This window comes from Streptomyces sp. NPDC030183, from assembly GCF_055573455.1.
This window is the reverse complement of the sequence record NZ_JBVIBK010000009.1, coordinates 270,612-277,685: the sequence shown is the minus strand read 5'-3', so window position 1 is coordinate 277,685 and position 7,074 is coordinate 270,612. Positions and strand designations below refer to the sequence as shown.

At 72.3% G+C, this 7,074-nt stretch carries 6 protein-coding genes; 2 read left to right on the top strand and 4 right to left on the bottom strand.

Annotated features, from left to right (window positions below; all coding sequences use genetic code 11):
* Positions 1 to 149: 149 nt before the first annotated feature.
* Complete coding sequence (locus ACZ4Z2_RS13770) at positions 150 to 1,499, bottom strand: class II 3-deoxy-7-phosphoheptulonate synthase (protein ID WP_468075491.1); 1,350 nt, start codon at positions 1,497 to 1,499, stop codon at positions 150 to 152.
* A gap of 136 nt (positions 1,500 to 1,635) precedes the next feature.
* Here ACZ4Z2_RS13770 and ACZ4Z2_RS13765 point away from each other — a divergent pair, with 136 nt between their 5' ends.
* Positions 1,636 to 1,692, top strand: coding sequence for a trp operon leader peptide (locus ACZ4Z2_RS13765; protein WP_101392327.1), 57 nt, complete (start codon positions 1,636 to 1,638; stop codon positions 1,690 to 1,692).
* A gap of 142 nt (positions 1,693 to 1,834) precedes the next feature.
* Positions 1,835 to 3,748, top strand: coding sequence for an anthranilate synthase family protein (locus ACZ4Z2_RS13760; protein ID WP_468075489.1), 1,914 nt, complete (start codon positions 1,835 to 1,837; stop codon positions 3,746 to 3,748).
* Between the two features lie 154 nt (positions 3,749 to 3,902).
* On the opposite strand, the gene ACZ4Z2_RS13755 is transcribed toward ACZ4Z2_RS13760, so the two are convergent.
* The 3 genes from ACZ4Z2_RS13755 to macS all read right to left on the bottom strand — a co-directional run bounded on the left by ACZ4Z2_RS13755 (position 3,903) and on the right by macS (position 7,050).
* Positions 3,903 to 4,931 carry a 6-phosphofructokinase gene (locus tag ACZ4Z2_RS13755; protein WP_468075487.1) on the bottom strand — a complete coding sequence of 343 codons (1,029 nt, stop codon included), beginning with the start codon at positions 4,929 to 4,931 and terminating at the stop codon, positions 3,903 to 3,905.
* Positions 4,932 to 5,083: 152 nt separating this feature from the next.
* Positions 5,084 to 5,731 carry a response regulator gene (locus ACZ4Z2_RS13750; protein ID WP_468075509.1) on the bottom strand — a complete coding sequence of 216 codons (648 nt, stop codon included), beginning with the start codon at positions 5,729 to 5,731 and terminating at the stop codon, positions 5,084 to 5,086.
* Positions 5,732 to 5,805: 74 nt separating this feature from the next.
* Positions 5,806 to 7,050, bottom strand: coding sequence for a MacS family sensor histidine kinase (gene macS / locus ACZ4Z2_RS13745; RefSeq protein ID WP_468075507.1), 1,245 nt, complete (start codon positions 7,048 to 7,050; stop codon positions 5,806 to 5,808).
* Positions 7,051 to 7,074: the final 24 nt, after the last annotated feature.

Here is a 7,074-nt window from a genome sequence, read left to right as displayed (position 1 = left end):
GGGGGGGGGGGGGGGGGGGGGGGGGGGGGGGGGGGGGGGGGGGGGGGGGGGAGGGAGGGGGGGGGGGGGGGGGAGGGGGGGGGGGGGGGGGGGGGGGTTTGTTTTTCCCCCCCCCCCCCCCCCCACTCCACTGTGTGGTCACGCCCGCACTAGTCGCGGTACAGCTCCGCGACCAGGAAGGCCAGGTCGAGGGACTGGCTGCGGTTGAGCCGGGGGTCACAGGCGGTCTCGTAGCGCTGGTGCAGATCGTCGACGAAGATCTCGTCGCCGCCGCCCACGCACTCGGTGACGTCGTCACCGGTGAGCTCCACGTGGATGCCGCCCGGGTGGGTGCCGAGCGCCTTGTGGACCTCGAAGAAGCCCTTGACCTCGTCGAGCACGTCGTCGAAGCGGCGGGTCTTGTGCCCGGAGGCCGCCTCGAAGGTGTTGCCGTGCATCGGGTCGGTCACCCAGGCCACGGTCGCGCCGGAGGCCGTGACCTTCTCGACCAGCTCGGGCAGCTTGTCGCGGACCTTGTCCGCGCCCATGCGCACGATGAAGGTGAGGCGGCCGGGCTCGCGCTCCAGGTCGAGGCGCTCGATGTACTGCAGCGCGTCCTCGGCCGTGGTCGTCGGGCCGAGCTTGATGCCGATCGGGTTGCGGATCCTCGACGCGAACTCGATGTGCGCGTGGTCCAGCTGGCGGGTGCGCTCACCGATCCACACCATGTGCGCGGAGACGTCGTACAGCTGCCCCGTGCGCGAGTCCACGCGGGTCAGCGCCGACTCGTAGTCGAGCAGCAGCGCCTCGTGCGAGGAGAAGAACTCGACGGTGCGGAACTCCTCCGGGTCGGCCCCGCAGGCGTGCATGAAGTTCAGCGCGTTGTCGATCTCGCGGGCGAGCTGCTCGTAGCGCTGGCCGGACGGGGACGACTTCACGAAGTCCTGGTTCCAGGCGTGCACCTGGCGCAGGTCGGCGTAGCCGCCGGTGGTGAAGGCGCGGACCAGGTTCAGCGTGGAGGCGGAGGCGTGGTACATCCGCTTCAGGCGCTCCGGGTCCGGGACGCGGGCCGCCTCGGTGAAGTCGAAGCCGTTGACGGAGTCGCCCCGGTAGGTGGGGAGCGTCACGCCGTCGCGGGTCTCGGTCGGCTTGGAGCGCGGCTTGGAGTACTGGCCGGCGATGCGGCCCACCTTCACGACGGGCACGGAGGCCGCGTAGGTGAGGACGGCGCCCATCTGGAGCAGCGTCTTCAGCTTGTTGCGGATGTGGTCCGCCGAGACGGCGTCGAACGCCTCGGCGCAGTCGCCGCCCTGGAGGAGGAACGCCTCTCCCTTGGCGACGGACGCCATCCGGGCGCGCAGCTGGTCGCACTCGCCCGCGAAGACGAGCGGCGGATACGACTCGAGCTCCGCAACGACTGCGCGCAGAGCCTCGGTGTCGGGGTACTCGGGCTGCTGCGCCGCGGGCAGGTCTCGCCAGGTGTTGCCAGCGCTCGCGCTGGACTTAGCGTTCACGGTCACGACCTCCACATTACGGGGTCGTGTCGGGCGTCCATCCCCCTGCTCATCAAGTGAGACGGACCGCGCTCGATCGGGACGGGAACCAGCCGGCGCGGCCCATGGCGCCCACCGGACCGCCTCCGGTAGGGTGCGCCGCATGTTCGCGCACTCGAACCAGAACTGGTGGTGGACCGCTCATCCGGCGGCCCACTGACTGCGCGTACGCATCACTTCGCGAAGGCCGCCCGAGGGGCGGCCTTCCGTGTTTCCACCACCGGGCCGTCCCTCCTCGATCACGCACGGATCAAGTACCGATCACGCACTGATCAGCCCAGATCCGCCCAGAGGAGAACCCGATGGACCTGGCTCGACTCCTGCACGACCCCCGACCGTTCGCGCTGCTGCGCCGCCGCACCCCCGGTCTCGACCACGACACCGTGGAGGTGCTGATCGGCCCGGTCGCCACCTGCGAGCGGCTCGCCGACCTCCCCGACGAGGGGCTGGCCCTCGTCCCGTTCCGGCAGATCCGCGAGCGCGGCTTCGACGTCCGCGACGACGGCACGCCCCTGTCGGTGCTCGTGCCGGAGGAGTCGTACGCGCTGCCGCTGGACCGGGCCCTCGCCCAGCTGCCCGCGCACGACGTGCGGGTCGAGGGCGGTGGCTTCGACGTCGGCGACGAGCGGTACGCGGAGATCGTCGGCCGCGTGCTGCGCGACGAGATCGGGCGGGGCGAGGGCGCCAACTTCGTGATCCGGCGCACCTACGAGGGCACGATCCCCGGCTTCGGCCGCGCCGACGCGCTCGCGCTGTTCCGGCGGCTGCTGGAGGGCGAGCGGGGCGCGTACTGGACGTTCGTCGTGCACACCGGGGAACAGCAAGGGCCCGAAGGGCCTTCCTCGGAAGGGCGGGGGCGGGAGACGAGTGGGCGGACCCTGGTCGGGGCCAGCCCCGAGGTGCATGTCCGGATGTCCGGCGGGACGGTCGTGATGAACCCGATCAGCGGCACGTACCGCTATCCGGCCGGGGGCCCGACGCCGGAGCATCTGCTGGAGTTCCTCGCCGACGGCAAGGAGGTCGAGGAGCTGTCGATGGTCGTCGACGAGGAGCTCAAGATGATGTGCACGGTCGGCGACATGGGCGGGGTCGTGGTCGGGCCCCGGCTGAAGGAGATGGCGCACCTCGCGCACACCGAGTACGAGCTGCGCGGACGCTCCTCGCTGGATGTGCGGGACGTCCTCAGGGAGACCATGTTCGCGGCGACCGTCACCGGGTCGCCCGTGCAGAACGCCTGCCGGGTGATCGAGCGGCACGAAGTAGGTGGTCGCGGTTACTACGCGGGGGCGCTCGCGCTGCTGGGACGGGACGAGGGCGGGGCGCAGACCCTGGACTCGCCGATCCTGATCCGGACCGTCGACATCGCGGCCGACGGCGGGCTGCGGGTGCCCGTCGGCGCGACGCTCGTCCGGGGCTCCGATCCGGCCGGCGAGGTCGCCGAGACCCACGCCAAGGCGGCCGGGGTGCTGGCCGCGCTCGGGGTGCGGCCCGGGCGGCCGGAGCGTGAGCGGGTGCGGCCGGGGCTCGCGGAGGACCCCCGGGTGCGGGCGGCGCTGGACGGGCGGCGGGCCTCACTGGCGCCGTTCTGGCTGCGGATGCAGGAGCGGACCGCCCAGCTGACGGGGCACGCGCTGGTGGTGGACGCGGAGGACACGTTCACCGCGATGCTCGCGCACCTGCTGCGCTCGTCGGGACTGGAGGTGACGGTACGGCAGTACGACGAGCCGGGGCTGCGGGAGGCCGTGCTCGGGCATGCCGGGGTGGTCGTGCTGGGCCCGGGGCCGGGGGACCCCGGGGACGCGGACGACACCAAGATGCGGTTCCTGCGGGAGCTGACCGCCGAGGTGCTCCGGGATCACCCGTACGGGGTGCTCGGGGTGTGTCTCGGGCATGAGCTGATCGCGGCGGAGCTGGGGCTGGAGATCGTGCGCAAGGAGGTGCCGTACCAGGGGGCGCAGACCCGGATCGACCTGTTCGGGCGGGAGGAGGTCGTCGGGTTCTACAACAGCTTCGTGGCACGCTGCGACGACGGGGCGGCCGGGGAGCTGGCCGCGCACGGGGTGGAGGTCAGCCGCAGCGGCACCGGGGAGGTGCACGCGCTGCGCGGGCCCGGGTTCGCGGGGGTGCAGTTCCATCCGGAGTCGGTGCTGACGCTGGACGGGGTGACGGTGGTGCGCGAGCTGGTGGCGGGGCTGCGGGCCCTTCGGGCTCGGTAGGCCGGCTGCCGGGTGGGGGTGGGCTGCGGCCGTTTGCCGGGTGCGGGTGAGTGGGGGCTTGTGGCGCGGTTCCCCGCGCCCCTTAAGCCACGGGCCTGGGGCCCGACCTTCGTGTCCACCCGCACCCGGCAACGCACGCGAGTCCCTCCCCCGGTCAGCCGAAGAAGACGCCGACCTCCTCGTACAGCGCGGGATCCACCGTCTTCAGCTTCGCCGTCGCGTCGGCGATCGGGACGCGGACGATGTCCGTGCCGCGCAGCGCGACCATCTTGCCGAAGTCCCGGTCGCGCACCGCGTCGATCGCGTGGAGCCCGAACCGCGTGGCGAGCCAGCGGTCGAACGCGCTGGGCGTGCCGCCGCGCTGGACATGGCCGAGGACGGTCGTGCGGGCCTCCTTGCCGGTGCGCTTCTCGATCTCCTTGGCCAGCCATTCGCCGACCCCGGAGAGCCGGACGTGCCCGAAGGAGTCCAGGGACTCGTCCTTCAGGACCATCTGGCCGTCCTTCGGCATCGCCCCCTCCGCCACGACCACGATCGGCGCGTACGACGCCCTGAAGCGGGACGTCACCCAGGCGCACACCTTGTCGATGTCGAAGCGCTGCTCGGGGATGAGGATGACGTTGGCCCCGCCGGCCAGACCGGAGTGGATGGCGATCCAGCCGGCGTGGCGGCCCATGACCTCCACCACCAGGACGCGCATGTGGGACTCGGCCGTGGTGTGCAGCCGGTCGATCGCCTCGGTCGCGATGCCCACGGCCGTGTCGAAGCCGAAGGTGTAGTCCGTGGCCGAGAGGTCGTTGTCGATCGTCTTCGGGACGCCCACGCAGGGCACCCCGTACTCGTCCGACAGGCGCGCGGCCACGCCCAGCGTGTCCTCGCCGCCGATGGCGACGAGCGCCTCGACCTCCTGCTTGGCGAGGTTGTCCTTGATGCGGCGGATACCGCCCTCCTCCTTGAGCGGGTTGGTGCGCGAGGAGCCGAGGATGGTGCCGCCGCGGGGCAGGATGCCGCGCACGGCGGGGATGTCGAGGCGGACGGTGTCGTTCTCGAGCGGACCCCGCCAGCCGTCCCGGAAGCCGACGAAGTCATAGCCGTACTCCTGCACGCCCTTGCGGACGATGCCCCGGATGACGGCGTTGAGCCCGGGGCAGTCGCCGCCTCCGGTCAGTACTCCGACCCGCATGGAAATGTCCCTTCACCGCGGTTGCCGTAAGCCTTCCGCAGCACCGTAATGGTGACGCAGGTCACTTCGACATGACCGGGTAAGGGCAATTCCGGTGAACTGTCGGGCGGTTGGTTTACTCCTCGGATTGGTCTATGGACGCATTTGTCGATCTACTCGTCGTCGAGGCCGCGCTCGATGGCGTAGCGGACCAGCTCCACCCGGTTGTGGAGCTGGAGCTTGCCGAGGGTGTTCTGGACGTGGTTCTGGACCGTGCGGTGCGAGATGACGAGGCGTTCGGCGATCTGCTTGTAGCTCAGCCCCTTGGCGACCAGCCGGAGCACCTCCGTCTCGCGGTCGGTGAGCTGCGGCGCCTTGGGCTCGTCGGCGCCCGCGGCGGGGGCCGGCTCGGAGGCGAGACGGCGGTACTCGCCGAGGACGAGTCCGGCGAGGCCAGGGGTGAAGACGGGGTCGCCGACGGCTGTGCGGCGTACGGCGTCGATCAGTTCCTCGGTCGAGGCGGACTTCACCAGATAACCGGTGGCCCCGGACTTCACCGCCTCCAGGACGTCCGCGTGCTCGCCGCTCGCCGACAGCACCAGGACCCGCAGGGCGGGGTTGGCGCCGACCAGCTCCTTGCAGACCTGGACGCCGGGCTTCGCGGGCAGGTTGAGGTCGAGCACGAGGACGTCGGGGGCGGCGGCCTTGGCGCGCCGGACCGCCTGGTCGCCGTCGCCCGCCGTGGCGACGACGTCGAAGCCGGACTCGGTCAGGTCGCGGGCGACGGCGTCGCGCCACATGGGGTGGTCGTCGACCACCATGACCCTGATCGGGTCGCCCGTCCCCCGCGCCTCGTCGGCACCTCGCCGTTCCTGTCCGTCCAGCACGTTGTCCGTCACCGCTTCTCCGCCTTCCCCCGTGTGTCCTTCGGTGCTTCCGAGGCCCTGGGTACCTTCAGTTCGACTTCCGTGCCCTGTCCCGGCACCGAGATCAGCTCCGCCGTGCCGCCGATGTCGCGCAGCCGGCCCCGGATGGACAGGGCCACCCCGAGCCGCCCCTCGCCCTCGGCCTGGGCGAGCCGCCCCTCCGGGATGCCGGGGCCGTCGTCCCGTACGGTCACGACGACCTCGTCCGGCCAGTCCTCGACCAGGATCCACGCCTGTGCCCGCTCACCCGCGTGCCGGCGCACATTGTCCAGGGCGGCGCCGACGGCGGCGGCCAGCTCCCGCGCCACGTGCGGGGCCAGCTCCACCGGGCCGCCCGGCTCGGACAGGGTGACCCGCGCCCCGGCGTAGGGGGCGAGGAGGGAGCGCAGGTCCACCGGGCCGTCGCCGCCGTCCGTCGTGTCCGGCTCCTCCACGACCCGGACGAGCGCGCCCTCGGCCGCGTCCTCCGAGACCCGGGAGACGGGTACGAGGCCGCCGGAGACCAGGGTGCGCAGCGCCACCTCCTGCTCGCCCGCCATCCGGCCCAGCTCCGCCGCCTCGCCGCCGAGGGCGGTGCCGCGCCGCTGGACCATGGCGAGCACCTGGAGCACGCTGTCGTGGATGTCCCGGGCGAGGCGTTCCCGTTCGCGGGTGGCGGCCTCGATCTCCAGGGCGCGGGCGAGGGTGCGCTCGGAGGCGCGGGCGACCTCGACGACGTAGCCGATGGCGATGGAGGCGACCCACACCAGCAGCACGTTGTGGAGGGTGTCCCGGGTGGGGGCGCCGCGTTGGATCAGGTTGGCGGCGGCCACGAGGGTGGAGGCGAAGGCCGCCCAGCGCCAGCCGCCCTTGACGGCGTAGGCCAGGACGGCGCCCGCGGTCCATATCGACGGGAGGGTGGGGCCCCCGGCCTCGATCCGCGCCGGCGCGTCGGCGAGCCGGGTGAGCAGGATGCCGACGACCGCGACCGTGAGGTCGGCGGCGAGGAACCGCTTGGTGCAGGCCGCCGCGCCGGCGACCTTGGGCAGGGTCGCCAGGGTCCAGCCGGCCAGCACCACGAAGTAGGCGATCGCGATCCACGGGCGCGGGAACTTGTCGTACGCGCTGATGAACAGGCCGATCGCGTAGATCAGCGTCAGGATCCGGTAGCCGCTGAGCGCACGCCACAGCGGCAGCTCGACCGACATCCTCATGACTCTCTCGCGCCTCGGCATGTGCACGACCCCCACCCCACCCAC

Bases quoted from the DNA above. Each gene is read 5' to 3' on its own strand.
- ACZ4Z2_RS13760 (WP_468075489.1), top strand. From the start codon at position 1,835: ATGGACCTGGCTCGACTCCTGCACGACCCCCGACCGTTCGCGCTGCTG.
- ACZ4Z2_RS13755 (WP_468075487.1), bottom strand. From the start codon at position 4,931: ATGCGGGTCGGAGTACTGACCGGAGGCGGCGACTGCCCCGGGCTCAAC.
- ACZ4Z2_RS13750 (WP_468075509.1), bottom strand. From the start codon at position 5,731: ATGGTGGTCGACGACCACCCCATGTGGCGCGACGCCGTCGCCCGCGAC.
- macS (WP_468075507.1), bottom strand. From the start codon at position 7,050: ATGCCGAGGCGCGAGAGAGTCATGAGGATGTCGGTCGAGCTGCCGCTG.